27 protein-coding genes are annotated in these 22,803 nt (G+C 72.9%); 12 read left to right on the top strand and 15 right to left on the bottom strand.

From position 1 onward, the window contains the following. The first annotated feature begins 91 nt into the window (after positions 1–91). From ACIBI5_RS14280 to ACIBI5_RS14260, 5 genes are all read left to right on the top strand, one after another. Positions 92–238 (top strand): hypothetical protein, encoded by a 147-nt coding sequence (locus tag ACIBI5_RS14280; RefSeq protein ID WP_397246711.1) that lies wholly within the window; start codon positions 92–94, stop codon positions 236–238. An 80-nt stretch (positions 239–318) separates the two neighbouring features. Continuing rightward, complete coding sequence (locus ACIBI5_RS14275; RefSeq protein WP_397246709.1) at positions 319–1,341, top strand: FecCD family ABC transporter permease; 1,023 nt, start codon at positions 319–321, stop codon at positions 1,339–1,341. Position 1,342: 1 nt separating this feature from the next. Beyond that, complete coding sequence (locus ACIBI5_RS14270) at positions 1,343–2,134, top strand: ABC transporter ATP-binding protein (RefSeq protein WP_397246707.1); 792 nt, start codon at positions 1,343–1,345, stop codon at positions 2,132–2,134. 5 nt (positions 2,135–2,139) lie between these two features. Further along, positions 2,140–3,111, top strand: a complete 972-nt coding sequence (locus ACIBI5_RS14265) for an ABC transporter substrate-binding protein (protein WP_397246807.1) — start codon at positions 2,140–2,142, stop codon at positions 3,109–3,111. Beyond that, entirely contained in the window at positions 3,108–4,316 is a 1,209-nt protein-coding gene (locus ACIBI5_RS14260) for an MFS transporter (protein WP_397246705.1), read from the top strand. The genes ACIBI5_RS14265 and ACIBI5_RS14260 overlap by 4 nt, the downstream gene beginning before the upstream one ends. Here the strand turns inward: ACIBI5_RS14260 and ACIBI5_RS14255 are convergent. Genes ACIBI5_RS14255 through ACIBI5_RS14245 form a run of 3 tightly spaced genes read right to left on the bottom strand, consistent with a single transcriptional unit; the run spans position 4,264 to position 7,102 of the window. Next, positions 4,264–5,349 carry a serine hydrolase domain-containing protein gene (locus ACIBI5_RS14255; RefSeq protein WP_397246703.1) on the bottom strand — a complete coding sequence of 362 codons (1,086 nt, stop codon included), beginning with the start codon at positions 5,347–5,349 and terminating at the stop codon, positions 4,264–4,266. The two genes, ACIBI5_RS14260 and ACIBI5_RS14255, sit on opposite strands and share 53 nt — an antisense overlap. 26 nt (positions 5,350–5,375) lie before the next feature. Then, positions 5,376–6,020, bottom strand: coding sequence for a LuxR C-terminal-related transcriptional regulator (locus ACIBI5_RS14250; protein ID WP_397246701.1), 645 nt, complete (start codon positions 6,018–6,020; stop codon positions 5,376–5,378). After that, the gene (locus tag ACIBI5_RS14245; RefSeq protein ID WP_397246699.1) at positions 6,008–7,102 is read right to left on the bottom strand and encodes a sensor histidine kinase; all 1,095 of its coding nucleotides are present in this window, start codon (positions 7,100–7,102) and stop codon (positions 6,008–6,010) included. The genes ACIBI5_RS14250 and ACIBI5_RS14245 overlap by 13 nt, the downstream gene beginning before the upstream one ends. A 440-nt stretch (positions 7,103–7,542) precedes the next feature. Between ACIBI5_RS14245 and ACIBI5_RS14240 the strand changes: the two genes are divergently transcribed. Then, positions 7,543–8,682, top strand: a complete 1,140-nt coding sequence (locus ACIBI5_RS14240) for an epoxide hydrolase family protein (RefSeq protein ID WP_397246697.1) — start codon at positions 7,543–7,545, stop codon at positions 8,680–8,682. On the opposite strand, the gene ACIBI5_RS14235 is transcribed toward ACIBI5_RS14240, so the two are convergent. The 6 genes from ACIBI5_RS14235 to ACIBI5_RS14210 form a co-directional block, all read right to left on the bottom strand. Continuing rightward, positions 8,663–9,886, bottom strand: coding sequence for an ion channel protein (locus tag ACIBI5_RS14235; RefSeq protein WP_397246695.1), 1,224 nt, complete (start codon positions 9,884–9,886; stop codon positions 8,663–8,665). The genes ACIBI5_RS14240 and ACIBI5_RS14235 overlap by 20 nt on opposite strands. Positions 9,887–9,921: 35 nt before the next feature. After that, entirely contained in the window at positions 9,922–10,377 is a 456-nt protein-coding gene (locus ACIBI5_RS14230; RefSeq protein ID WP_397246693.1) for a MarR family winged helix-turn-helix transcriptional regulator, read from the bottom strand. Further along, entirely contained in the window at positions 10,374–10,760 is a 387-nt protein-coding gene (locus ACIBI5_RS14225) for a hypothetical protein (RefSeq protein WP_397246691.1), read from the bottom strand. The genes ACIBI5_RS14230 and ACIBI5_RS14225 overlap by 4 nt, the downstream gene beginning before the upstream one ends. A 220-nt stretch (positions 10,761–10,980) precedes the next feature. After that, positions 10,981–11,301 carry a DMT family transporter gene (locus ACIBI5_RS14220; RefSeq protein ID WP_397246689.1) on the bottom strand — a complete coding sequence of 107 codons (321 nt, stop codon included), beginning with the start codon at positions 11,299–11,301 and terminating at the stop codon, positions 10,981–10,983. Between the two features lie 21 nt (positions 11,302–11,322). After that, on the bottom strand, positions 11,323–11,652 hold the full coding sequence (locus ACIBI5_RS14215; protein ID WP_397246687.1) for a DMT family transporter: 330 nt from the start codon (positions 11,650–11,652) through the stop codon (positions 11,323–11,325). 63 nt (positions 11,653–11,715) lie between these two features. Then, positions 11,716–12,582 carry an SDR family oxidoreductase gene (locus ACIBI5_RS14210; RefSeq protein ID WP_397246685.1) on the bottom strand — a complete coding sequence of 289 codons (867 nt, stop codon included), beginning with the start codon at positions 12,580–12,582 and terminating at the stop codon, positions 11,716–11,718. Positions 12,583–12,649: 67 nt separating this feature from the next. On the opposite strand from ACIBI5_RS14210, the gene ACIBI5_RS14205 reads away from it, so the two are divergent. Together ACIBI5_RS14205 and ACIBI5_RS14200 are read left to right on the top strand one after the other, a co-directional pair. Continuing rightward, the gene (locus ACIBI5_RS14205) at positions 12,650–13,246 is read left to right on the top strand and encodes a TetR/AcrR family transcriptional regulator (protein WP_397246683.1); all 597 of its coding nucleotides are present in this window, start codon (positions 12,650–12,652) and stop codon (positions 13,244–13,246) included. A 269-nt stretch (positions 13,247–13,515) separates the two neighbouring features. After that, entirely contained in the window at positions 13,516–13,941 is a 426-nt protein-coding gene (locus ACIBI5_RS14200; protein WP_397246681.1) for a hypothetical protein, read from the top strand. A 67-nt stretch (positions 13,942–14,008) separates the two neighbouring features. Here the strand turns inward: ACIBI5_RS14200 and ACIBI5_RS14195 are convergent, their stop codons facing one another. The 5 genes from ACIBI5_RS14195 to ACIBI5_RS14175 form a co-directional block, all read right to left on the bottom strand. Then, the gene (locus ACIBI5_RS14195; protein ID WP_397246679.1) at positions 14,009–14,506 is read right to left on the bottom strand and encodes a hypothetical protein; all 498 of its coding nucleotides are present in this window, start codon (positions 14,504–14,506) and stop codon (positions 14,009–14,011) included. A gap of 63 nt (positions 14,507–14,569) precedes the next feature. Further along, complete coding sequence (locus ACIBI5_RS14190) at positions 14,570–15,166, bottom strand: hypothetical protein (protein ID WP_379612811.1); 597 nt, start codon at positions 15,164–15,166, stop codon at positions 14,570–14,572. Next, positions 15,163–16,548 carry a selenium-binding protein SBP56-related protein gene (locus ACIBI5_RS14185; RefSeq protein WP_397246677.1) on the bottom strand — a complete coding sequence of 462 codons (1,386 nt, stop codon included), beginning with the start codon at positions 16,546–16,548 and terminating at the stop codon, positions 15,163–15,165. The genes ACIBI5_RS14190 and ACIBI5_RS14185 overlap by 4 nt, the downstream gene beginning before the upstream one ends. A 39-nt stretch (positions 16,549–16,587) precedes the next feature. Beyond that, positions 16,588–17,109 carry a DUF6609 family protein gene (locus tag ACIBI5_RS14180; RefSeq protein WP_397246675.1) on the bottom strand — a complete coding sequence of 174 codons (522 nt, stop codon included), beginning with the start codon at positions 17,107–17,109 and terminating at the stop codon, positions 16,588–16,590. Positions 17,110–17,218: 109 nt separating this feature from the next. Next, positions 17,219–18,532 carry an NAD(P)/FAD-dependent oxidoreductase gene (locus ACIBI5_RS14175; RefSeq protein WP_397246673.1) on the bottom strand — a complete coding sequence of 438 codons (1,314 nt, stop codon included), beginning with the start codon at positions 18,530–18,532 and terminating at the stop codon, positions 17,219–17,221. Between the two features lie 58 nt (positions 18,533–18,590). Here ACIBI5_RS14175 and ACIBI5_RS14170 point away from each other — a divergent pair, with 58 nt between their 5' ends. From ACIBI5_RS14170 to ACIBI5_RS14155, 4 genes are all read left to right on the top strand, one after another. Continuing rightward, the gene (locus ACIBI5_RS14170) at positions 18,591–19,190 is read left to right on the top strand and encodes a TetR/AcrR family transcriptional regulator (RefSeq protein WP_397246671.1); all 600 of its coding nucleotides are present in this window, start codon (positions 18,591–18,593) and stop codon (positions 19,188–19,190) included. A gap of 67 nt (positions 19,191–19,257) precedes the next feature. Continuing rightward, positions 19,258–20,187 (top strand): alpha/beta hydrolase, encoded by a 930-nt coding sequence (locus ACIBI5_RS14165; protein ID WP_397246669.1) that lies wholly within the window; start codon positions 19,258–19,260, stop codon positions 20,185–20,187. Beyond that, positions 20,177–21,328, top strand: a complete 1,152-nt coding sequence (locus tag ACIBI5_RS14160) for an acyltransferase (RefSeq protein WP_397246667.1) — start codon at positions 20,177–20,179, stop codon at positions 21,326–21,328. Before ACIBI5_RS14165 ends, ACIBI5_RS14160 begins: the two co-directional genes overlap by 11 nt. Before the next feature lie 85 nt (positions 21,329–21,413). Beyond that, positions 21,414–21,932 (top strand): snapalysin family zinc-dependent metalloprotease, encoded by a 519-nt coding sequence (locus ACIBI5_RS14155; protein WP_379612818.1) that lies wholly within the window; start codon positions 21,414–21,416, stop codon positions 21,930–21,932. A 6-nt stretch (positions 21,933–21,938) separates the two neighbouring features. Here ACIBI5_RS14155 and ACIBI5_RS14150 read toward each other — a convergent pair whose 3' ends face one another. Then, complete coding sequence (locus tag ACIBI5_RS14150) at positions 21,939–22,784, bottom strand: alpha/beta fold hydrolase (RefSeq protein WP_397246665.1); 846 nt, start codon at positions 22,782–22,784, stop codon at positions 21,939–21,941. Positions 22,785–22,803: the final 19 nt, after the last annotated feature.

The following is a 22,803-nucleotide window of genomic DNA, read 5'->3' as shown; positions in this document are numbered from 1 at the left end:
CGGTTGGGCACCCCTGTCTACCTCACCCGTTCCGCGCCCATCAAGATCTCGCCCGGCGCATAGACCGCTCCACGGGGGTAGGGGGAGGCGCATGGCGACCATCATCGATCGGGTGCGCGCGTACCTGCGCAGCCCGCGTGGCAGGCAGAACGTCGAGAAGGCGAAGCGGCTGGCCCGCGACCCCCGCACACGGCAGAAGGCCAGGGGCTTCCTGGACCGGCTGCGAGGGAGGCGCTGAGCTGATCATGTAGCCGTCCCCCGGGCCGCTCCGCCGGTGATAGGGTCGCGTGAAAATGATTGTCGTTATCGGAGTCAATCTTGCGATCCCTTGTCCTCTTACTGACCGCGGTCCTCGCGGTCTCGGTGCTGCTGGCGATCGGCGTCGGCGCCGCGGCGGTGCCGCCCGGGCAGACCCTGCGCTACCTCTGGGCGGCCCTGTCCGGCGCCGCGATCACGCCGGACGAGGTGACCACGTACCAGATCGTCTGGCAGGTGCGCACCCCGCGCGTGATCCTCGCGGTGCTGGTCGGGGCCGGGCTCAGCGCGGCCGGCGTGGCGATCCAGGCCATGGTGCGCAACGCGCTGGCCGACCCGTTCGTGCTCGGCGTCTCCTCCGGGGCCTCGGCCGGCGCCGTGCTGGTCGGCGTCACCGGCGCGCTCACCGCGCTCGGCATCTACGCCGTCAGCGCCGGCGCCTTCCTCGGCGCCCTGCTCGCCTCCGCCCTCGTCTACTTCGTCGCCCGGCAGGGCGGCGGCCTGGCGCCGCTGCGGCTCGTGCTGACCGGGGTGGCGGCGGCGTTCGGCTTCCAGGCCGTGATGAGCGTGATCGTCTACTTCGCGCCGGACGGCGAGGCCACCAGCACGGTCCTGTACTGGTCGATGGGCGGGTTCGGCGCGGCGACCTGGGGCGCCCTGCCCGTCATCGCCGCCGTCACGCTGGCCGCGCTCGTCGTCCTGCGCGGGCTCGGCCGCCGCCTCGACGTGCTCGCGCAGGGTGACGAGAGCGCCGCCGGCCTCGGCGTCGACACGGTACGGCTGCGCCGCGGCCTGTTCGTGCTCACCTCCCTGGCCACCGGGGCGATGGTCGCGGTCAGCGGCGCGATCGGCTTCGTCGGCCTGGTCATGCCCCACCTGGTCCGGCTGCTGGTGGGCGCCGCCCACACCCGCGTGCTCACGATCGCCCCCTTGGCCGGCGCGATCTTCATGGTGTGGGCCGACCTCCTCGCGCGGACCGTGGTCGCGCCCAGGGAACTGCCGATCGGCGTGATCACCGCCCTGGTCGGCGTGCCCGTGTTCGTCACGCTGCTGCGCCGGCGCGGCTACCTGTTCGGCCGGGCCTGACATGGCCCTGCTCCTTGACGGCCTGTCCGTCTCCGCGGGCGCGGCCGACCTCGTCGGCGGCCTGTGCCTGACGGTCGCGCCCGGCCAGGTCGTGGGCCTGGTCGGCCCCAACGGCTCGGGCAAGACCACCACCCTGCGCTGCGTGTACCGCGCGCTGCGGCCGAGCGCCGGAGCGGTGCGCGTGGACGGCCGGGACGTGACCGCCATGCCGATGCGCGAGTCCGCCCGGCTGGTCGGCGCGCTCACCCAGGAGGGTCACACCGACCTCGACTTCACCGTCGAGGAGACCGTGGCACTCGGCCGGGTCCCGCATCTGCGCGGCAACCGGGCGCTGGGCGCGCACGACCGCGACGTGTGCCGCCGGGCGATGGAGAGCATGGAGGTCGCGCACCTGGCCGGGCGCGGCGTGCTGTCGCTGTCGGGCGGCGAGCGCCAGCGGGTGCTCGTGGCCCGCGCGCTCGCCCAGGAGCCGCGGGTGCTCATCCTCGACGAGCCGACCAACCACCTCGACCTGCACCACCAGATCAGGCTGCTGTCGTTGCTGCGCGCCGCCGGCCACACCGCGCTGGTCACCCTGCACGACCTCAACCTCGCCGCCTCGGCCTGCGACCGGCTGGCCGTGCTGTCCGGCGGCCGGCTCGTGAGCGCCGGGACACCCGGCGAGGTCCTCACCGAGGCGCTGCTGCGCGACGTCTTCGGCGTCGAGGCCAGCGTCGTCCCCCATCCCCTCACCGGCGTGCCCCAGGTCCTGTACGACCTGGGATCCGCCCATCTGGAAGGAACCACCGCGTGAACCGCATGCTGACCGCCTGCGCCCTGACCGGGACCCTGCTGCTCGCCGGTTGCGGCGCCCGGGTCGAGGGCGGCGCCGCCGTATCGGAGAAGGCGCGCGTCAAGCGGTGCGGGCAGGAGGTCGAGTACACGACCCCGCGCCGCGCCGTCGTCTACGAGGCGGGCAGCGCGGACAAGATGTTCGCGCTCGGGCTCACCGCGCACGTGCACGGCTACGTGATGCCGCCCGCCAACCCGCCGGTCGAGGAGTCGCCCTGGGCCGCCGAGTACGCGAAGGTCAAGCTCCTCAGCGACGACCTGCTCAACCGCGAACTGGTCGTCGAGGCCAAGTCCGACTTCGTGGTGGCCGGATGGCGTTCGGGCTTCAGCGACCAGCGCGGCATCACCCCGGCCATCCTGGACGGGCTGAAGATCCAGAGCTTCATGCACGCCGAGTCGTGCTTCAACTACCCCGGCTTCCCCGAACGCGTCGAGCCGTTCGAGGGCCTCTACACCGACCTCGAACGCCTCGGCCAGATCTTCCACGTCGAGGACCGCGCCCGCGCGCTGGTCGCCGGCTACAGAAAGCGGGTCGAGGCGGTACGCGCCCAGGCGCCGAAGGGCGAGCCCGTGCCCGTCTTCCTCTACGACTCGGGCACCGACAAGCCCTTCACCGCCGGCGGCCAGGTGCCGCCGAACGACATCATCCGCTTCGCCGGCGGCCGCAACGTCTTCGCCGGCCTGGACGCCCGCTGGAGCGAGGTCACCTGGGAGGCGGTCGTGGCGGCCCAACCCGAGGTCATCATCATCCTCGACTACGGCGACCGGCCCGCCGCGGAGAAGATCCGGTTCCTGAAGGAGTCGCCGGTGACGGCCAAGCTGCCCGCCGTCGTCCACAACCGCTTCCACGTCCTGGACTACAACGAGGGCATCAGCGGGCCGCGCAACATCGACGGCCTGGAGGGCTTCGCCTCCTACCTGCGCGGGCTGCCCGGGTGAGCACGGCGACCGTCCTGCGCGACCCGGCGTTCGCGCGGCTGTGGGCGGGCACGACCGCCTCCGGGCTGGCGACGTGGGCGCTGCCGTTCGTGCTGGCGCTGGCGGTCCTCGACCGCGGCCTCACCGCGACCGGCCTCGGAATCGTCCTGGCCGCCAGGACCGCCGGGTTCCTGCTCGCGGTGCCGCTCGGCGGCGTGCTCGCCGACCGGTACTCGCGCCGCGCCGTCGTCCTGTGGGCGGGGCTGGCCGCCGCGCTGGCCACGCCGGTCATCGCCCTGGGTCTCGGCCGCTCGCTCCTGCTCATGAGCGTGGCCGCCGCGGTCGCCGGCGCGGGCCAGGGCGCCTGCCGGCCCGCCTTCCAGGCGCTGACCGCGGAGGTGGTCGACGAGGACGGGCGCCAGCGCGCGAACGCCGCCATCACGCTGGCGGTGCGGGCCACCACGCTCGCGGCGCCCGCCGCGACGGCGCTGCTCGCGACCGTCCTGGACACCTGGGCGCTGCTGACCGGCACCGGCCTGCTGTGGCTGCTGGCCGCGTTCCTGCCGCCCCGCGGCCGCCGCCCCGCACCCGCCGCCGCGCCGGTGGCGCTGTTCAGGGAGTTCGCCGAGGGCGTGCGCGAGGCGCGGCGGCATCCGTGGTTCCTGGCCGGGCTGGCCGCGCTGACCGCCGTCGTCTTCACCGGCTACTCGGTCACGGGCGTCGCGCTCCCGCTGATCAGCCGCGACCGTTACGGCACGGAGGCGGTGCTGGCCGCCGCCCTGACCGCCTACACCGCGGGCGCGCTGGCGGGGGCACTGCTCATGGCGCGCTGGCGGCCGCGCTCCCAGGGGTGGGCCGCGTTCCTCGGTCTCGGCCTGTACGGCTGCGCGCCGCTCAGCCTGTTGCTGCCGGTGCGCCCGGTGCTGGTGGCGGGGGCGTACCTGCTGGCGGGGCTGGGCATCGAGCTGTTCAACGTGCCGTGGTTCACCGCGACGCAGCGCGAGGTGGAGCCGCGCCTGCTCGCGCGGGTCTCGTCGCTGGACTTCCTGCTCTCCTACGGCCTGGCCCCCGTCGGCCTGGCCGTCCTGGCCCCGGCCATGGAGTCCTTCGGCGCCGCCCCGGTGCTGGCGGCCTGCGCCCTGGTCTGCTTCCTGGCCCCGGCGGCCGCCGCCCTCACGCCGACGGCTCGCCACTTTCGCAGGCGGTCCGGGCCAGCAGGGTGTTGAGCGCGCGGCCCGGGTCCCCCGTGTACGGCGTGGCCGCCAGGCCGACCTCGCGCCGGCCGTCCTCGCTGCGGAAGGCGGCGGCGAAGTAGCCCGCGACGCCGCCGGCCTGGCCGTAGAAGGTGCCGCAGGGCAGCCGGACGCTCGCCAGGCCCAGCCCGTAGGAGCCGCCGGGCAGGGGCTTCTTCATCTCGGCGAGCCAGGCCGGCGGCAGCAGTTCTCCTCCGAGCAGGGCGCGCATGAAGCGGTTGAGGTCGGCGGTGGTGGACACCATGCCGCCGGCCGCGCCGAGGACGGTCGGGCTGAGCGCGGTGATGTCGGTGACGACGCCGCCGGTGAGGGCGTGGGCGTGCGGGTGCGGGCCCTTGATCGACGGCACCGTGTCCGGGGCGGACGTCCGGGTCAGCCCGGCGGGCCTGATGACGCGTTCGGTGATCTCCGTGGCGTAGCCGCGTCCGGTGACGGCCCGGATGACCATGCCGAGCAGCACGTAGTTGGTGTTGGAGTAGGAGAACGTTTCGGGGGTGCGGGGCAGCTTTTCGGCCAGGCCCACCAGCTCCTGCTCGCGCCAGGTGCGCAGGGGCTCGCGCGGGTTGCCCGCGGCGTCGAGGAGCGTGGGGAAGTAGTCGGGGATGCCGCTGGTGTGCCGCAGCAGGTCCCTCAGCGTGACGCGCTCGCCCTCGCGGACGGCGCCGGGCAGCCACCTGGCGAGCGGGTCGGCCAGGGTGAGGCGGCCCTCGGCGGCCAGTTGCAGGACGACGGTGGCGGTGAACGCCTTGGTCAGGCTGCCGATCCTGAATCTGCCCGCCGCCTGGGCCGGTTGCGACCGGCCGTACCGGATCCTGCCTTCGGCCAGCCTGTGTGTACGGCCGGCCGTTCGCACCTCGGCCAGGACGGCGAGCGAACCGCCGGCGACCGCGTCCCGCAGATGGCGCCGCAACTCGGCGCGGACGCCGCCGGTGGCGGCCGCGGGGACGGCGGACAGGAGGGTCGCGGCGGCGAGTGCGGCCGCGGTGAAGCGCGCGAAGACACGCAAGGAGAGCTCCTTCGATGGTGGGGTTTTCAGCGCTCGCTGCCGAGAAAGGCCAGGACGGCGAGCACGCGGCGGTGGCCGCCCTCCTCGGGCGGCAGGCCGAGCTTGGTGAAGATGTTGCCGATGTGCTTGTGCACGGCGCTGCCGGTGATCGTGAGCCGGGCGCCGATGTCGGCGTTGCCGCGGCCCTGCGCCATGAGCGTGAGGACCTCGCGCTCGCGGGCGGTGAGGGCGTCGATGCGGCGTTCGCGGCCGGACATGAGCTGGGCGACGACCTCCGGGTCCATGACGGTGCCGCCCGCCGCGACCGTGCGCAGCGCGGCGACGAACTCGCTCACCCGGACGACGCGGTCCTTGAGCAGGTAGCCGACCGCGCCGCCGCCGTCGGCGAGCAGTTCGCGGGCGTAGACGCGCTCGACGTACTGCGACAGCACCAGGATCGGCAGGCCGGGGACGGCGCGCCGGGCTTCCAGGGCCGCCCTGATGCCCTCGTCGCGGAAGGTGGGCGGCAGCCGTACGTCCACGATGGTCACGTCGGGGCGATGGCGCCGCACGGCGGCGACGAACCCGGGCCCGTCGGTGGCGGTCTCCGGCACGTCGATGCCCTTGGCGGCGAGCAGGAGCTCGACCCCGGACGACAGCAGGACGTTGTCCTCGGCGATCACGACGCGCACGGCAGCTCCACCACCAAGCGCGTCGGGCCGCCGTGCGGGCTGCTCACCCGGAGCGCGCCGTCGAGGGCGGCGGCGCGGCGGCGGATGCCGACGACGCCGGTACCGCGCGTCTCGTCCAGGCCGCCCACGCCGTCGTCGGCAACCTCGATGAGCAGGATGCCGCCCGCGCGCTCGACGCGGACGGCGACCCGGCTCGCGCGGCTGTGCTTGGCGACGTTGGTGAGGGCCTCGGCCACGATGAAGTACGCCGCGGCCTCCAGCGCGGCCGGCAGGTCGCCGGCCTTGTCCAGGCGCAGGTCGAGCGGGACGTCGCACCGTGCGCCGAGCGCCGCGAGCGCGCCGCCGAGCCCGCGGTCGGCCAGGATCGGCGGGTACATGGTGCGGATCACCTCGCGTAGCTCCACCATCGCCTCCTCCGCGCCCTCGTGCGCCTCCCGCAGCAGGCCGGCGACCGGTCCGCGCTCGCCGAGCGCCTCCCTGGCGACGCCGAGCCTGATGGCCAGCGCGACCAGCCGGGCCTGGGTGCCGTCGTGCAGGTCGCGTTCGATGCGGCGCAGTTCCGCCCCATGAGCGTCCAGTACGGCGGCGCGGCTCTCACCCAGCTCCGCGACCCGCTCGGTGAGCCGGTCCAGGTCGGCGGGCCCGGCCAGGGTCCGGCGGGCATGCCGGCGGGCCACCGGCGGCGCTCCCGCGACCAGGAGCGCCAGCGCGAGGGCGCCGAACCCGAGCGCGGGCCCCCACCCGTCCACCGGCGCCAGCAGCACGAGCGGCCGCTCCGCCGGGTACAGCCACCAGACCGGTACCGCCACGACCCTGCCGGCGGCGAGGAAGGCGGCGAACCCGATGAGCGCCCCGGTGAGCGCGAACTCGGGGCCCCACCACCGCCCCGGGCCCGTGAGCGGAGCGGGAACCCCGAGGAGGGCCGCCGCGCGCCGCCGGTTCCAGGCCGCCCACCGCCGTAACGCGGGCGCCGCCGCCGGGAGAGCCGCGAGCGGCAACAGCGGCAGGGTGGCGAGCCCGCAGACCAGGTTGACCAGCAGATATCGAAGCCCGCGCCACACCGCGGTCGATCGTTCGCGCATGCCGCCCAGTCTCCAAGCCACGCCTGGGCACCGTCACTACAGCCTGCTTCACCTTCGCGGGCTAGATCAGGGTGGCGGCGAGGTTCTTGACGGAGTCGGTGAAGCGGCCCGGTCCCACGTGCCGGGTCAGCGCGCCGTCGAAGAGGGCGAGCAGGGCGTGGGCGAGGAAGCCGGGGTCGGGGCCCGCGCCTACCAGCAGGGAAGTCAGGTGGGCGTGCCAGAAGCGGTGGCTCGGGTCGGTGAACTTGTCGTCCGCGCAGGACGGCGTTGCCTTCCGCGATCGCGCGCAGCCCGCCGAGGAAGGCGGCCGCCCTGCTCGGCAGGAACGTCCCCGGCAAGGCGGTCCTGTCCGTCAGCCGCCGTCACGCTACATCGGATCTAGCGGATGCCAGAGCGCGTCTCGCGCCCAAGGGGTGAACGACCGAACGAGAGGAACAGCGATGAGCATCCGTCCCTTCCGCGTGGAGATCCCGCAGGCGCGGCTCGACGACCTGGCCGCCCGCCTGGCCGCGACCCGCTGGCCGGACGAGCTGCCCGGCGTCGGCTGGAGCCGGGGCGTGCCGGTGGAGTACCTGCGGGAGCTGGCCGGCTACTGGCGTACCGGTTATGACTGGCGGGCGCACGAGGCGGCGCTCAACGAGCACCCGCAGTACCTCACCGCGATCGACGGGCAGAACATCCACTTCCTGCACGTCCGCTCCCCCGAGCCGGACGCGACGCCGCTGCTCCTGCTGCACGGCTGGCCGGGCGCGGTGACGGACTTCCTCGACGTGATCGGCCCGCTGTCGGACCCGCGCGCCCACGGCGGCGACCCGTCGGCCGCCTTCCACCTGGTGATCCCGTCGCTGCCGGGCTTCGGGTTCTCGACGCCGCTGGCGGGGCCGGGCATGAACGCGGCCAGGATGGCGGGGTTGTTCGTGCGCCTCATGGCCGAGCTCGGCTACGACCGGTACGGCGCGCACGGCTACGACACCGGCTCCTGGGTGGCCCCGGCGATCGGCAGGCAGGATCCGGGGCGCGTGGTCGGCGTGCACATGAACGGGATGATCACGTTCCCGGCCGGCGCCGAGGGCGAGATGGACGGGCTGTCGGCGCTCGAGCGGGGCCGGTGGGAGCGCATGGAGAACTTCAACGACGGCTACCTGCAGTGCAACTCCAAGCGCCCGCAGACCGTGGCCTACGGCCTGAACGACTCGCCGGCCGGCCAGCTCGCCTGGATCATGGAGAAGTTCAAGGAGCTCACCCTCCCGGAGGACGGCCTGCCGGAGGAGAGCATCGACCGCGACAGCATGCTGACCGACGTCTCGATCTACTGGCTGACCGGCACGGCGGGCTCGGCCGCGCAGATCTACTACGAGGAGATCTCGGCCGTCGAATGGGGCGACGCGCCCGAGCGCGGCGAGGTGCCGACCGGGGTGCTGGTCACGGCCCACGACGTGACGATCCGGCCGTGGGCCGAGCGCGACCACAACGTCGTGCGCTGGACCGAACTCGGCGAGGGCGGCCACTTCCTGTCGATGGAGCGGCCTGAGCTGCTGGTCGCCGACCTGCGGGCGTTCTTCACGTCTTCTCTTCGATGATCATCTGAGGGCGCCCGGTGACCAGCAGCCACGCGGGCAGCAGGGCCAGGCAGAGCACGGGGATCAGGTCGAGGTCGGTGACGACGGCCACGGCCATGAACAGGCTCAGCCAGCCCTGCTGGGTCACGGCGAGGGTCACGCCGAGCACGCCGCAGGCGACGGCCAGCGGCAGCGGCACGCCGGGCACCAGGGCGGAGGCGAGCAGGCCGAGCGCGACGCCGATGAAGACCGCGGGGAAGATCCGGCCGCCGATGAAGGCCGCGGTGGCGGCGATGAGGAGGGCGGCGAGCTTCACCAGGATGATCAGGGCCAGGGAGGCGGCGCCGTAGGAGGAGGCGACCAGTTCCTTCATCTCCGCCAGGCCCTTGAACAGGGTGATCTGGCCGCCGATCATCCCGGCGACGCCGAGCGCCACGCCGGCCAGCGTCAGCCGGGGCACGGGGTGGCGGATGAGGTGGAACAGGCGGTGGACGTGCGGGAAGGCGTAGACGGCCGCCAGCCCCGCGAGGACCGACACGCACGCGAGGACCATGCCGCTGAGCAGGTCGAAGGGCTGTATGGAGTAGTCGGGCAGGCCCAGGTGGAAGACCGGGCTGGCGATGAGGACGGTGGTGATCGCCCCGGCGCCGGCCGCGACCAGCGGCGCGAACAGGCGGTCCCACAGCGGCACGTCCTTCGGGCCGAGCGTCAGCTCCGACAGGATCAGCGCGGCGGCCACGGGCGTGCCGAACAGCGCGCCGATCGTCCCGGCCGCGGCCAGGCCCAGCCAGACCGGCGCCTTGATGCCGGGAAGCAGGCGCACGCCCACCGCGACTGCCAGGGCGATGTTGGCGGCGGTGATCGGGTTCTCCGGTCCGAGGCTGACGCCGCCGGCGAGGGTGAGCGCGGTGGCCAGCAGCATGCCGGGAACGACGGACACCGGCAGCGGCTCGCCCACCAGTCCCTCGGTGGCCGGGTCGGGGCCCGTGGGGATCTTCCACACCACGAGCCCGACAGCCAGGCCGGTCAGGGTGAGAATGGCCAGCGTCCACCAGGGCGCGGCGCCGTCCAGGCCCAGCGCCGCGGGCAGGTGGTGCCACAGCACCTCCTGCAGCGCTTCGGCGGCGACGTCGACCACCATCAGGATGAGGCTGCAGGCGACGCCGACGACCAGCGCGGGCAACGCGAGCCGGGCCAGCGCCGCGGCGGGTCGGCCTTGGGTCATGCCCTGTCAGTTGCCTGGCCGCCCTCTAGACAAGATCAAGCCCGCGTAACTTTCTCGCCCGCGAGCCCTGCCGTGAGCTCCGGTGAGCGGCTCATCAGCCGGAGCATCGCGCGGTGGAAGTCCGCGCGCTCCTCCGGGGCCCAGTCGCCGGTGAGCCTGGCGAAGACCGCCTCCTGCCAGGCGTGCGCGTCGCGCAGCAGCTCCCGTCCGCTCCCGGTCAGCTCGACGGTACGGCGCCGCCCGTCGGCGGCCGAGGCGGTGACGGCGAGGTAGCCGCGCCCGGCCGCCTGGGCGACCAGCCGGGAGGCGCCCGACTGGTCGAGCCCCAGCTCGGCCGCCACCTCGTTGACGGTGATCTCCGGCCGCCCGTCCAGCGCGTGGACCGCCTCGGCCACCATGACGTCGCGCCCGCGCTCGGCCCCCGCGTTCCACCGCCGCGACCAGTGGCGGACGAAGTGGAACAGCGCCTGTCCGGGTCCCGGCTCGCTCATTCGGTCGCGGCCAGGTCGGCGTACAGGCGGGCGAACTCGAGCGCTGCCCGCAGGTCGGGAAAGCGCAGCGCGGCCGAGACCCGGTCCCCGCCGGCCCGGAACACGGTCGCGACCCTGCTCCACTCACCGTCGTGCGGCCAGCGCGCGTCCTGCTCGACGACCACGACCCGCTCGCTGACCGGGTGCCATGAGCGGGGACGCAGCTGGATCCCCGACCGCACGATCCAGTCGGCGAAGTCGCCGGGTGCGATGGGCCCCGACCCCTTGGGCCCGTTGACCACGACGGGGTCGGCCACGACCGCGCGCACGCCCTCCAGGTCCCCGCCGTTCACGACCTCGTGCCAACGGCCCACGGCCGCCTCTGTCCGCTCCGATGTGCTCATGCCCCGATATTATATGCGATTCGCATATATCTAGCGCGGAACACACGGTGCCGCGCCGCGGGTCCACCACGCCTGACGACAGCGATCCCGGCCGGATCGAGCACTACGGCCGGTGGGTGCGCGAGGGCCGCTTCGCCTTCCCGCGCACCGTCGCCGAGGGTGGCCTGGCCGCCCAGTTGAACAGCGGGCAGCGGGGGACGACCCTGGTCCGGCTGCGACCTCAGAGCCCTGAGGCGATCTTGAGGGTGATCACGCCGAGGATGATCGAGGCGAACGACAGCACCTTCGGCAGCGTGATCTTCTCCTTGTAGATCAGGGCGCCCAGGATGACGGTGCCGATCGAGCCGAGACCGGTCCAGATCGTGTAGCCGACGCCCACGTCCAGGGTCTTCAGGGCCAGGCTGAGGAAGTAGATGCCACCGGCGGCGGCCGCCATCGTGAACAGCGACGGCCACAACTTGGTGAAGCCCTTGGTGGCGTTGGTGCCGAGGGCGAAGGCGATTTCGAAGACGACGGCGAGCGCCAGAAAGAACCAGGCCATGATGGGTGTGCTCCTTAAGGGTCAGGCGGCGGCGAGCTTGTCGGACAGCTTCAGCCCGAGGACGCCACCGATGATCAGGACGAAGGCGACCGCCTTCCAGACGTTCATGGACTCGCCGAAGATCAGCGTGCCGAGTACGACGGTGCCAGTGGCGCCGATGCCGGTCCACACGGTGTAGCCGACGCCCACGTCCAGGGTCTTCAGGGCCAGGCTGAGGAAGAAGATGCCGCCCGCCGCGGCGACGATCGTCACGATGGAGGGCATCAGTTCGGTGAAGCCGTTGGTCGCGTTGGTGCCCAGCGCGAACACCACCTCGAAGACCGAGGCCACGAGCAGATAGATCCATGCCATGAGGAAAACTCCTTGCACATACAAGCGACTGAGACAGAAGTATGTATGTGCAAGCAAATTAAGTCAACCCGTGGCTCTGCGCGCCTGGAGCTTGGCCACCAGCGACCAATAGATCATCCTGGCCATCGCCACCGGGCCGTACGAGACACCGTCGGCGTACGGGGCATCGCCGCGCAGGGTGGCGTCAGCGCCGCCGTCGACGTAGAGGATCTGGCCGGTCATGAACGTGTTGGCCGGGCCGATCGTCCAGGCCAGCGCCTCGGCCACGGCGTCGGCCGGGCCGGGGAAGCCGAGCGGCTGCGGCAGGGCCTCGGCCATGAGCTTGGCCTGGGCGGGGGTGGCGAGCATGGTGGTCCGCGCGCTCTCGGTGCCGACGATGCCGGGGGCGACGGCGTTGAGCGGGATGCCGGATCCGGCCCAGCCGGGGGCGGCGCGGCGTACCCACCGGTTGAGGGCGATCTTGGTGGAGCGGTAGAGCACGCCGCCCCTCCCCCGGGCGATCGCGCGCCGGGCCGCCGCCGTCGCGGCGGCCTCGTCGTCGCGCAGGCACGCGGCGACCACGTCGCCGTCGCCCGCCGACAGCGACGACGCGGACGACACCACGACCGCGCGCGGCGCGCTCGATCGCGCGAGCAGCGGGCGCAGGCCGTTCAGGACGGCGAGCGTGCCGAAGTAGTTGATCCGGACGGTCGCCTCCGTGGGGGCGGCGATGCCGGCCACCAGCGCGAGGCCGTCGACGCCCGACGGGGCCAGCCGCTCCACGTCCCGGACCAGCGCGGCCCTGCCGTCGGCGGTGCCGAGGTCGGCGCGGACGTCGGCACCCTCCGCCACGCCGCAGCGGATCACCCTGTCCCCGCGCTCGGCCAGCAGATCCGCGGTGAGCGCCCCGATGCCGGTGTCGGCGCCGGTGACCACGTAGGTGCGTGTCATCGTTCATCCTTTCGCTGCACTTATGCATTTATGCACTAATGTAGCGAAAGGCGATAGGGTGTGCGGCATGCCGAAATCGACGGGGTTGCGGGATCGCAAGCGGCGGATGACCCGGGAGGCGATCGTGCGGGCCGCGACCGAGTTGTTCACCGGCCGGGGCTTCGCGCGCACCACGGTGGCCGACATCGCGGACCTGGCCGGGGTGGCGCCGCGGACGTTCTTCCTGCACTTCGCCTCCAAAGAGGACGTGCTGTTCCACCACATCGAGCGGTACGTGGAGATCGCGGTCGCCCGCGTGTCCGCGCTGCCCGCCGGGACGACGGCGTGGGAGGCGGTGCAGCGGGCGGTGGAGGCGCTGGTCGACGCCCTTGACGTGGCCGACACCAACATCGACGCGCTGGCGCCGGTCCGGGTGCTGGTGGCGCGGGAGTCGGGCGGGATGCCGCCGTCGCTGGCCGTACGCCTGCATGGGGTGCAGACGCGCATCCTCGACGCGATCGCCGGGCGTTACCCCGGGCTGGACATGCTGCACTGCGCCGCTCACCTGGGCGCCTGCGTCGGCGCCGTGAGCGCCGTGGCCTCCCAGGACGCCGTCCCGTCGGCCCGCACCGACGCCATGCGCCACGCCTTGGCCCTGGCCGGCGCCGGCTTCCCCGCCCCCTGATCCCGGCCGGGCGCTCGTCGGCACCCCCGATCCGGTCCGGCAGGTGTGACCAATCTTTGTGACATTGGCCTCTCTGCCCGCCGAAGCGCTGTCATGTGGACAAAGCGCAGGTAGAAGGGTGTCTTGCGAGGTGGCGAACAGTGCCGGAACGGCTACGCGTAGGCGCCTCGCCCCAGGGCACAACCAAATATCGACCGTCTGTTTACTTTGACCACACGCCCCATCTCTTCTACTAGGAAGGTAACGATTCGGCGCACGAGGAGGTCACAATGAATCCGAACGCGTTAGAGACCAAAGCGCAGCAACGCGGCTGGCAGGTTGTCAGCGAGTACGACGGGGACGGGCCGATGATGACGCTCGTCCGCGATGACTGGGAGATCTGGGTGGCGTTCTCCGGATCAGCTCCCGAAACAGCGACCCTCCGCAAGCCGGGCCGCACCGAGCCGAGAAAGCTCGGACTGCGTGAGATAGGCATGTGGGTACGGCGCGACCGCGGCCAGATGAGCCGCTTCGCCGTCGATGACCAGGTCATCGTCGGCGGCAGACCGGGCACGGTCACCGACATCACGCTCGCCCGGAGTCCGGGCGACACTCCAGGACGGATCCGCCTGACCGTCGCCTACGACGACGGCGGCACCGGCACCCCGTTCAGCGACCAGGTGGAACGACCACGAGCCGGATCGGGCCGAAGATAGGCCCCGGGCAGGCACCCTCCCACCCCCCGGCCTGTCCGTCAACGTTGGGTTGACGGGCATTGAAACGTCAACCTATGGTTGACGCATGGTCACATGGGTCATGCGCGTCGCCGCCGCCCTGCTCCTTCTCGGACTGGTGAGCGCCATGTTGTGGTGAGGCGGCAAGCGTCCGCCCGCACGCGCGTACCGTGTCATAGTCGTGTACGGCCAGCGCCACCGGCCCGGCGAACGAGATCACGACGACCAGCGCCAGCAGGAACGGCTCCAGCCACCACCGCCGCAGCAACCGCGCCCGCGCCACCAGCAGCAACAGGAGCGCGATCGAGGCCGACGCGATCGAGACGGCCGGGAACACGATGATCCGCCCCAGAGCCCAGAACACACTGGACACGACCAGCGCGAACCGCTCGCCGCCCAGGCAGTTGGCCCGCGCCCACCACGCCAGGCGGATCTCCAGCAGCGTCCCCGTCGTCGAGCACAGCACCGCGATGACCGCCGGGAACGCGCAGCCGAAGGTCCAGCGCACCTCGCGTGGCTCCGGCCCGCGCCGTCGTGTCAGGGTCACGGCGCCAGCACATCAAGCCGGTGTGGGATGCTCCCGCAGGGTTTGTCGAGATCCTGTCGAGGTTCAGAGCACGGCCTGCGCCAGCGTGATCACCCCCGCCGCCACCAGCGCCGCCGCCCACATGCGGTCCACGTTGAACCACGCCCGGCGCAGGATGGTCAGGCCGGCGAGCTCGTACACGAGGACCGCCGTCACCGCCGCCGCGGCGAACATGGCCAGCGTGTGCAGACCGGCGGCGCCGAGGCCGCCGCTCATGGCGTGGCCGTGCTCGTGCATGCCGGAGAAGACGGGCAGCAGCATCAGCCCGGCCCCGTGCGCCGAGGACATGAGGAACGACCACCCGGCCAGCTGCGGCAGGGTCAGCCGCATCCCCGCCCACCGGAAGTGCCGGTCGGACAGCAGCCGCCACAGGCCGAAGCCGACCAGCAGGACGCCGCCGCCGATCGCCAGCGCGCCACCGGTGACCAGCGAGCCGGTGACGGCGACGACCACGGCCACCAGCGCCACCGACGCCAGGTGACCGGCGGCGATGGCGGGCAGGGAGGCCAGCAGGCGTCCGCGTGAGCGCTCCTGCAGGCCACGGGCGACGGCGAACAGCCAGCCCATGGCCGGGTTGAGCCCGTGGAAGGCGCCGAGCAGCAGGATCGCCGCGACCGTCACGGGAAGCAGTAGGAGTCGGAGGAGGCGTCGCCGCCCTGAAGCTTGACCTGATGGGGGCGCAGGCCGCGGAAGTCGGTGACGAACAGCCGCTCGTCGAAGGCGAACGCGTCGGTGTCGACCTTGGCGAGCCAGGAGCCGACGCCCTCGGGGTAGAACTGGTCGTCCCAGGCGCCGTACAGGGAGTTGGTGAGGTAGACGCGCTTGCCGTCGCGGCTGACCTCGACCATCTGCGGGCCGCCGCGCAACTCCAGGCCGGGGCGGGCCGGGTGCGGGGTACGGCCGGTGACGCCGCCGACGCGCAGCGAGCCGATCTCGACCGGGTTGAAGGGGTCGGCGACGTCGAACTGCTTGAGCTCGCCGGTGCCCCAGCAGGAGACGTAGAGGCGCTGGTCGTCCACCGACAGGTCGATGTCGGTGACCAGTGGAGGCACCGCGCCGAACGGCCGCAGCAGCGGCGGCAGGTCAGCGGCGTCGGCGGGCTCGGCGGGGATCGAGATGACCTTGCGCACCGCGAACCGCTCGCCCTCGCGGTACCACAGCCAGACCGACGCCGACAGGTCCTCGACGCTGGTGACGACGCCGACGAAGCCGTACTGCTGGGTGGGGTCGTGGGCGGGGCGCAGCTCCAGCGGCATCTGGTACTGGTCGCCCAGGTCGATCTCCTGCAGGTGGCGGCCCTTGGGCAGGTCCCAGACGTGCAGCCGGTGACCGTACTTGCGCCCGAGCAGCAGTTCGCCGACGAGCCCGTCCTCGATCATCGACGGCGTGCCCCACTCCGAGGTGATCAGCACGTCGTGGTTGAGGTGCCACCAGAAGTCGTAGGCCAGGTACTGCGGCCCGCGCTCGCTCTCCCACCGCCTGCGCACCTCGAAGGTCCGATGGTCCAGTACGGCGATGCCGCCCGGCCCGTCCTGCCCGTCGGCCCCGCCGAGCGCGGAGACGTAGAGCCCGTCGGGCCCGCAGTGCACGGTGTGCGGTCGCGAGTACCCGGCCTTCGCTGCCAGTTCGTCCGCTTCGATGACCTTGACCAGTTCCGGGCTGATCCGGTCCTTGGTGTCGAAGATGTGGATCCGGGAGCTGCGTAACCCGGGGACGACGAGGTAGCGTCGTTCGGTGTGCGGGTGCGGGGCCGACGGGCACAGGGCACTGCTGCAGGCGTTCCACCCGAAGTGGTGCACCTCGTCGCCGGTGTGGGGCAGGTCCGTCCAGCCGACGAGCTCGCCGTAGGTGGCCGAGCCGGGGTCGGTGTCGAGGACGGCGATCGCGTCGGGCCGCTCGGCCTTGCGGTCGAAGGCGGCCACGTAGGCGAGCTTCTCGGGCGGCCCCGCGGCAGCGTCGCGGGGCGATGGGTAGAAGGTGGGATCAGGGGTCCAGAGCGCCATACCTCCAGGATTCCGATATTTCCTACAAGGTCAATAGGCTCAGGTGAAGGTGAGCGCCGGGTAGGCCAGCAGCATGACCGCCCCGAAACCGATCTTCAGCAGCGCGTCGGCGATGCCGAAGACGCGCATGGGCACCCGCTGGGCCCGTAGCCCGACGAAGGCGTTGACGATCAGCAGGAGGCCGAGCACCACGATGAGCGGCCCGTGCGCCAGCCCCATGGGCAGGAAGTGCACGCCCACGACGAGCAGGATGGACAGGATGAGCGTGCGCTCGCCCGCGTCCTTGTAGCGGGTCAGCACCAGATAGATGAGCCCCATCTCGATCACGATGGCGCCGGCGAGGCCGGCGATGTGGATGAACGAGGGTTTGCCGAGCGAGGGCAGCAGCGCGCTCAGCCCGCTGGCGGTCAGGCCGGTGGCGAAGCCGCCGATGACGAAGACCAGCCAGCGCGAGCGGAAGATCCAGCTCAGCAGGAAGCCGAGGCCGAGAAACAGGAGGAAGAGCCCGCCACCGCGGATCAGCGGATAGGGGTGGGCCAGGAGGGTCTCGACGGTACTCATAGGACGTCAGCCTTCCATGCCGTAATGACCGCATTGACCACGTCTGCGAAGGTAGTAGGTGGAGGCCCCGCCGTCCGGGCGGCCGGGCCGGCGCCCGCCGGCAGCATGGCTAGTCGGCCGCGGGGACGCGGGCGGGCAGTTCCGGGTCGGCCGAATCGAGGGGGACCGCGGGTGAGCGCACCAGCCCGAACTGCACGCTCTGCCGCCGCAGCACCGCGTCCAGGAACCAGTCGACGGCGGTCCTGATCCGGTTGGCCGGCATCGCCATCAGGTGGTAGCCCCGGGTGACGACCTTGGCGGGGAAGCCGGTCAGCGGGACGCCGAGCGGCTGGGCCGCCGCCTGCATGCCGCCGAGGTCGACGACGAGGCCGAGGTCGTGGTGCTTGTAGGGGCGGGGCTTGCCGTAGCCGAGCGAGGCCGCGACGTTGCGGGCGACCGCCCTGCCCTGGCGCTCGGCGTGCTGGGCGGTCATCGCGCACAGCTCGCCGTCCCTGGTCAGATCCGCTACGGCCGCCGCGTCGCCACAGGCGAAGATCTCCGGGTGTCCGGGCACGGCCAGGTTCTCGTCCACGAGGATGCGCCCGCGCACGGTCTCCAGCCCGATGTCGGCGGCGAGCGGGTCGGGCCGCACTCCGGCGCCCCACACGATGGTGCGCGTGGGCACGAACTCGCCGTCGGTGAGCAGCACGCCGTCGCGCGTCGCCTCCTGGACGGAGGTGCCCGTGCGCACCTCCACTCCCCTGCGCCGCAGCACCCGCCCGGCGCTCGCCGACAGCCGCGCCGACAGCTCGGGCAGCACGCGGGGCGCGAGGTCGAGCAGCAGCCAGCGCACCGGCTGGTCGCGCAGGCGCGGATGGCGGCGGGTGAGCGACCTGGTCAGCAACTGCCCGGTGGCGGCGACCTCGGTGCCGGTGTATCCGGCGCCGACCACCACGAACGTGCACCGGGCGGCCCGCTCGGCGGCGGACTCGGCCTCGGCGGCCAGTTCGATCTGCCGGATGACGTGGTCGCGCAGGTAGACGGCCTCGGGGATGCCGCGGAAGCCGTGGCTGTGCTCGGCCACTCCGGGGATGGGCAGGATCTTGTTGACGCCGCCCACGGCCAGCACGAGCCGGTCGTAGTCCAGTTCGCGGTGGACGTCCTCGGGGTCGCGGTAGCGCACCCGCCCGGCCCGCACGTCCACGTGGTCGACGGTGCCGAGCACGACGCGCACCCCGCGCAGCGAGGCGGTCAGCGGCACCGCGATGCGGCGCGGGTCCAGGACACCGGCGGACACCTCGGGCAGCAGCGGCAGGTACAGCGAGTAGTCGGTCGGGTTGACCAGCACGATCTCGGTCTCGCCTCCGGCCTTGCGGGCCAGCGTACGCGCGGCGTGGAAGCCGGCGAACCCGGCTCCGACGATCACGATCCGCGATCGGTACATGCGGCGCCTCCTTATGAAACTGGGAGTTTCGAATCTAACGGTGTCGTATAGTGGCACAGTGCAGGAACAAGCGCAACGGATGGGCCGCCCCCGCGAGGGCCGGGTCGACACCGCCATCGCCAAAGCCACGCTGGAGCTGCTGGGCGAGGTCGGCTACGCGCGGCTGACCATGGACGAGGTCGCCGCCAGGGCCGGGATCAGCAAGGCCACGATCTACCGGCGGCACCCCTCCAAACAGGAGATGGTCTTCGCCGTGGCCATCCACGGGGACCAGCTCCCGATCCCCGACACCGGCACGCTCCGCGGCGACCTGGAACAGCTCGCGCGCACCATCGTCGGCCACCTCAGCGGCCCGGCCACCAAGGCGCTCATCGGCCTGCTCGGCGAGGTCGACACCGACCCCGACCTGGCCGACCGCTTCGTGGCCGCCTTCATCGAGCCGGAGCGCCTGGGCAACACCGCGATGCTCGAACAGGCCGTGCGACGGGGCGAGCTGGCCCGCCTGCCGGACATGAACCTGTTCCACGCGATGTTCGGCGGGACGGTGCTGGCCTGGATGCTGCTGGCCAGAAACGACCCCGAGGAGCTACCGGAACGACTGGCCACCGCGGCCCTCGCCGTCCTGCGCGACGCCGAACGACGCGCGGGTGGTACCTGAGGGCCACGCGAAGATCCACCCTTCAGCGGGACGCTGACGACCTGGGGCGATCCCTAGGTTTTCGGGCATGCCCTACTTCAGCCGGCTGTTGCTGCGCGCGCTGGTCGCCGCGGCGGTGGCCGTACCGATCTCGGGGGCGGCCGGCTCGTCGGCGGTGCCCGCCCCGGTCCCCGCCGTCCAGCCGCCGCTGTCCTCGGCCGAACCCGCCGTCCTCGCCGGTCGGTACGCGGCGAGCCGTACCTCGATCCTGGCGGCCGAACGGTCGGCGGCCGCGGCGGGGCACCCCACCCGGGCCGGGGCGCTGCGGGCGATGGCGGGCCGGGACCGCACGTTCCTGTCCTTCGACGGCCGCGACGGCGGCCGGACGGCCGAGGTCTTCGGCGACCTGTCGCGCGCCGGGACGATCGCCGTGCTGGTCCCCGGCTCCGACACCGACCTCGACTCCTACGGCCGCCTCCACGGCGGCGCCACCCGGCTGGCCGCCCAGCTGGGCGAGCGCGGGGCCGTCGTCGCCTGGGTGGGCTACCGCACGCCCGCCACCGTGAGCGCGCAGGTGCTGACCACCGGCCTGGCCGACGAGGCGGCGCCCGGCCTGCGCGCCTTCGTGCGCGAGCTGCGCGCCGCGAAACCGGACGCGCGGATCTCGCTCGTGTGCCACTCCTACGGCGCCGTCGTCTGCGGCAGCGCCGCGCCCGCCCTGCCCGTCGAGGCGATCGTCCTGTACGGCAGCCCCGGCACCGGCGCGGACACCGCCGCCGCCCTGCGCGCCACCGCCGACGTCTGGGCCGGGCGCGGCACCCGCGACTGGATCTCCGGCGTGCCGCACACCCGCGTCACGCTGCCCTTCGCCACCCTCGGCCTCGGCGCCGACCCGGTCGCACCCGGCTTCGGCGCCCGGATCTTCCCCGCGGGCACGGCCGCCCACAGCGACTACCTGAACGCCGGCACGCCCTCACTGCGCTCCATCTCCGCGATCGTGGCCGGCCATGACGGCTGAGCCGACGCTGTCCGGGCGCATCGGCGCGGCCACCCCGCCCGGCCGCGACCGCGCCGTGGACGGGCTGCGCGCCCTGGCCATCCTCGGTGTCGTGCTGGGCCACTGGCTGGTGACCGCGCTGGTCGCCGACAGCGGCTCGGTCCGGGTGGCCAGCCCGCTCAAGGCCGTGCCCGAGATGGCACCGATCTCCTGGGTGTTCCAGACACTCGCCCTGTTCTTCCTGGTCGGCGGCATGACCGCGGCGAAGTCCTACGCCTCGGCCACCGGCTACGGGCCGTGGATCCGCGCGCGCCTGGCCCGGCTGAGCCGTCCTGTCGTGCCGGTGCTGCTGGTGTGGTGCGTGGCGGCGGGCGGGATGCTCGTCGCGGGGGCCGAGCTCGAGACCGTGACCGCGCTGGTGCGGCTGGTGGTCTCGCCGCTGTGGTTCCTGCTGGTGTTCGCGGCGCTGACGGCTGCCACGCCACTGGCCGTCCGCCTGCACCCGGTGTGGCCGCTGGCCGTCGTCGTGGTGGTCGACCTGCTCCGGTACGGCCTGGCCGCCCCGGACTGGCTCGGCTGGGTCAACCTGGCGGCGGGCTGGCTGGTGCCGTACACGCTGGGCGCCGCGTGGACCCGCGGCACGCCGGCCCCGGCCGGAGCGCGCGGCGCGGCGGGCGTGGCTGGAACCCGCGGCGGTCCGCGCGCGCGGAGGACCGCCTGGGCTCTGCTGGTGGGCGGTGGGGTGAGTGCCGCGGCGCTCGTCGTCTGGGCCGGGTATCCGGCGTCCATGGTGGGCGTGCCGGGCGCGGCGATCTCCAACCTGAACCCGCCCACCCTCGCCGCGGTCGCCTTCGGCCTGGCCCAGTGCGGGGCGGCGCTGCTCGCCCACGGTCCGCTGACGCGGGCGCTGCGCCGTCCCGCGGCGTGGGCGGCGGTGGCGCTGGCGAACCTGTCGGCGATGACGGTGTTCCTCTGGCACCAGACGGCCATGATCGCGGTCACCGCGCTGGGCCTGGCGGCGGCGGGACCCCTGCCGGGACTGCACACCGCGCCCGTCGAATCGGGCTGGGTGGTGGCCCGTGTGGCCTGGTTGCCGGTGTTCGCGGCGGCGCTTCTGGTGTGCGTGGCGGCCTTCCGCTCCGCCGAACTGCGCCGGGCATAACACGGTGATAGGGGCAATCTGGCGGGGCCCCCTGGACAGCATGAGCCGCTTACCGTGACAGCACCCCCCACTTTGAGGAGGATCCATGTCACGAATCCTTCGGCTGTCCTTGTCCCTCGTCCTCTCCCTCACCTTCCTGCTGCTCAGCTCCCCCGCGCAGGGCTCCGTGGTACGCGTGCTGCGCTACGACGCCAGCCGGGCGCAGGAGTTCCGGGCCACGGTGGACCAGGCGGCGCAGATCTGGAACAGCCACGTCGTCAACGTCCGTCTCGTCCCCGGCACCCCCGCGCAGATCACCGTCCTGGCCGACAACGGCTGGCCCCGGGCGCTGCCGACCAGCCTGGGCCGCGGCACCATCTGGATGGGCCGGCAGGCCACCGCGCAGGGACACAACGCGCTGCGCATCGCCACCCACGAGATCGGTCACATCCTGGGCCTGCCCGACCGCCGCACCGGCCGCTGCACGGACCTGATGTCGGGTTCGAGCGCGGGCACGAGCTGCACCAACCCCAACCCGAACGCGGCCGAACGGGCCGAGGTGGACCGGAACTTCGCCGGCGGCACCCCGGCCGTGGAGTTCGGCAAGGTTCACGTCAACCGCTGAGTTCACTCAGAGGGCGGCGGCCAGCCAGGGCCGGATGAGGGGCACGACCACGGACGCCCGCATGGCGCTCATGTGGTCGAGCCCGTCGAGCAGGCGCACGTCCCAGCCGTGCGCCTCCATCTCCGCCCGCCGCCCTCGGAACGGCCCGGCGATGTCGACGACCGTGTCGCCCCACGCCGGGCCGTACTCGATCACGTCGCCGGATCCGGCGAAGGCCAGCCGGGGGCAGGTCACCCGCTCCTGGACGGCGGCGTCGTCGAAGCCTTTCAACGCCTGGTAGAGGGTGGCGAACTGGCGGGTCTGCGCGGGCGACATCGTCACCGTGGCGCTCGACCAGTCCCCCGGCTCCGCCGGCTCGGCGGACTCGGCGGGCTGGGCGGGTGCTTCCAGCGCCATCCGGTACGTGGCCATGGTCACGGCAAGCATCGCCTCGTACGGCCCGCCGAGCGGCGGATATCCGCCCATGACCAGCGCGGAGAGCCGGTCGGTGCGGATGGCGAGCTGCAGCCCGGTCAGGGCCAGCCAGGAGTACCCGTAGTAGGCGAAGGTCCCGGCGCCCGCCGCGTCGGCGACGGCGAGCATGTCGCGGGCGAGGTTGTCGGGCGTGAGCGTCTCGGGCTTGGGCCGGCTCAGCACGTGCCCCTCGTAGTCGAAGACGATGACGCGCAGGCCCTCGCTCAGTCCTTGGACGAGGTGGTGGCCGAGCGAGAGGTCGGCGCCCCACTTGGCGGCCTCCTCGGCCTTGGCGGCGTCCTGCGCGGGGTGCGGGTTGGCCGGCAGCAGCAGGGCGGGCCCGTCTCCGTGGATCTCGAACTCGATGGTCTGCCCGTCGTGGAGGGTCGCGGTCGGCATCGGATGCCCCTTATCTCTT

The sequence above is a fragment of the Nonomuraea sp. NPDC050540 genome, assembly GCF_044457485.1.
Classification (GTDB): Bacteria; Actinomycetota; Actinomycetes; order Streptosporangiales; family Streptosporangiaceae; genus Nonomuraea.
This window is presented reverse-complemented; position numbering and strand designations above follow the sequence as displayed.

Excerpts from the sequence above, each read along its gene's own strand:
- ACIBI5_RS14240 (WP_397246697.1), top strand. The coding sequence starts at position 7,543 with ATGAGCATCCGTCCCTTCCGCGTGGAGATCCCGCAGGCGCGGCTCGAC.
- ACIBI5_RS14155 (WP_379612818.1), top strand. The coding sequence starts at position 21,414 with ATGTCACGAATCCTTCGGCTGTCCTTGTCCCTCGTCCTCTCCCTCACC.
- ACIBI5_RS14160 (WP_397246667.1), top strand. The coding sequence starts at position 20,177 with ATGACGGCTGAGCCGACGCTGTCCGGGCGCATCGGCGCGGCCACCCCG.
- ACIBI5_RS14175 (WP_397246673.1), bottom strand. The coding sequence starts at position 18,532 with ATGTACCGATCGCGGATCGTGATCGTCGGAGCCGGGTTCGCCGGCTTC.
- ACIBI5_RS14265 (WP_397246807.1), top strand. The coding sequence starts at position 2,140 with ATGCTGACCGCCTGCGCCCTGACCGGGACCCTGCTGCTCGCCGGTTGC.
- ACIBI5_RS14235 (WP_397246695.1), bottom strand. The coding sequence starts at position 9,886 with ATGACCCAAGGCCGACCCGCCGCGGCGCTGGCCCGGCTCGCGTTGCCC.
- ACIBI5_RS14280 (WP_397246711.1), top strand. The coding sequence starts at position 92 with ATGGCGACCATCATCGATCGGGTGCGCGCGTACCTGCGCAGCCCGCGT.
- ACIBI5_RS14205 (WP_397246683.1), top strand. The coding sequence starts at position 12,650 with ATGCCGAAATCGACGGGGTTGCGGGATCGCAAGCGGCGGATGACCCGG.
- ACIBI5_RS14150 (WP_397246665.1), bottom strand. The coding sequence starts at position 22,784 with ATGCCGACCGCGACCCTCCACGACGGGCAGACCATCGAGTTCGAGATC.
- ACIBI5_RS14165 (WP_397246669.1), top strand. The coding sequence starts at position 19,258 with ATGCCCTACTTCAGCCGGCTGTTGCTGCGCGCGCTGGTCGCCGCGGCG.
- ACIBI5_RS14200 (WP_397246681.1), top strand. The coding sequence starts at position 13,516 with ATGAATCCGAACGCGTTAGAGACCAAAGCGCAGCAACGCGGCTGGCAG.
- ACIBI5_RS14210 (WP_397246685.1), bottom strand. The coding sequence starts at position 12,582 with ATGACACGCACCTACGTGGTCACCGGCGCCGACACCGGCATCGGGGCG.
- ACIBI5_RS14215 (WP_397246687.1), bottom strand. The coding sequence starts at position 11,652 with ATGGCATGGATCTATCTGCTCGTGGCCTCGGTCTTCGAGGTGGTGTTC.
- ACIBI5_RS14270 (WP_397246707.1), top strand. The coding sequence starts at position 1,343 with ATGGCCCTGCTCCTTGACGGCCTGTCCGTCTCCGCGGGCGCGGCCGAC.
- ACIBI5_RS14230 (WP_397246693.1), bottom strand. The coding sequence starts at position 10,377 with ATGAGCGAGCCGGGACCCGGACAGGCGCTGTTCCACTTCGTCCGCCAC.
- ACIBI5_RS14245 (WP_397246699.1), bottom strand. The coding sequence starts at position 7,102 with ATGCGCGAACGATCGACCGCGGTGTGGCGCGGGCTTCGATATCTGCTG.
- ACIBI5_RS14180 (WP_397246675.1), bottom strand. The coding sequence starts at position 17,109 with ATGAGTACCGTCGAGACCCTCCTGGCCCACCCCTATCCGCTGATCCGC.
- ACIBI5_RS14225 (WP_397246691.1), bottom strand. The coding sequence starts at position 10,760 with ATGAGCACATCGGAGCGGACAGAGGCGGCCGTGGGCCGTTGGCACGAG.
- ACIBI5_RS14185 (WP_397246677.1), bottom strand. The coding sequence starts at position 16,548 with ATGGCGCTCTGGACCCCTGATCCCACCTTCTACCCATCGCCCCGCGAC.
- ACIBI5_RS14220 (WP_397246689.1), bottom strand. The coding sequence starts at position 11,301 with ATGGCCTGGTTCTTTCTGGCGCTCGCCGTCGTCTTCGAAATCGCCTTC.